Genomic DNA, 323 nt, shown 5'->3' with positions numbered 1-323 from the left:
TGGATAGGCTACACTTATTTGGACAGTTTCGTTAAGGTGAGTTACACTTTACTAAATATTTCAATTAAGGAGACTACACATGACCCCAAGGAATCGCCGTAACTTTACAGATGAATTTAAGAAGCAAGTGGTGCAGTTAAATGAAAATGGAAAACCCAGAAAAGAAATCTTAAAGGAATACGAATTATCTTCCTCAGCCTTTGATCGTTGGCTTAGTCAGTTTAGAAATACGGGTTCTTTCAAGGAAGAAGACAACCGGACAGCTGAACAAAATGAAAATATCAGGCTGAAAAAAGAAAATCAGCGTCTTATGATGGAGGTTG

General features: G+C 37.2%; 1 protein-coding gene. It reads left to right on the top strand.

The annotated features are described in order from the left end of the window. Positions 1-79: 79 nt before the first annotated feature. Positions 80-323: transposase (locus LF817_RS20085; protein ID WP_253937572.1), on the top strand; the 244-nt coding region annotated here is incomplete at its 3' end.

Source organism: Halobacillus sp. A1, from assembly GCF_024189295.1.
Classification (GTDB): Bacteria; Bacillota; Bacilli; order Bacillales; family Halobacillaceae; genus Halobacillus_A.
Note: the sequence above shows the minus strand (reverse complement) of the source record. Positions and strands in the feature narration are given on the sequence as shown.